Genomic DNA, 484 nt, shown 5'->3' on the forward strand with positions numbered 1-484 from the left:
CGTCGGATGCACGTCGCGCACCTCGAAGCCGGCACGCTCGCGGGTCAGACCGCCCGGTCCAAGCGCCGACAGGCGACGCTTGTGGGTGATCTCCGACAGCGGGTTGGTCTGGTCCATGAACTGCGAGAGCTGCGAGGAGCCGAAGAACTCGCGCACGGCGGCGGCCGCCGGCTTGGCGTTGATCAGGTCCTGCGGCATGACCGTGTCGATCTCGATCGAGGACATACGCTCCTTGATCGCGCGCTCCATGCGCAGCAGACCGACGCGGTACTGGTTCTCCATCAGCTCGCCGACCGAGCGGACGCGGCGGTTGCCGAGATTGTCGATGTCGTCGATCTCGCCCTTGCCGTCGCGCAGCTCGACCAGCGTCTTGACCACGGCCAGGATGTCTTCCTTGCGCAGCACGCGCACGGTGTCCTCGGCCTTGAGCTCGAGGCGCATGTTCATCTTGACGCTGCCGACGAGCGCTCCAGTGTAGGTCTGC

1 pseudogene is annotated in these 484 nt (G+C 66.3%); it reads right to left on the minus strand.

The features are described 5' to 3' along the window. Positions 1 to 484, minus strand: a pseudogene (locus tag EOA60_RS36810) (DNA-directed RNA polymerase subunit beta); the annotation flags it as partial.

Source organism: Mesorhizobium sp. M1A.F.Ca.IN.020.06.1.1 (assembly GCF_004023265.1).
Lineage (GTDB): Bacteria > Pseudomonadota > Alphaproteobacteria > Rhizobiales > Rhizobiaceae > Mesorhizobium.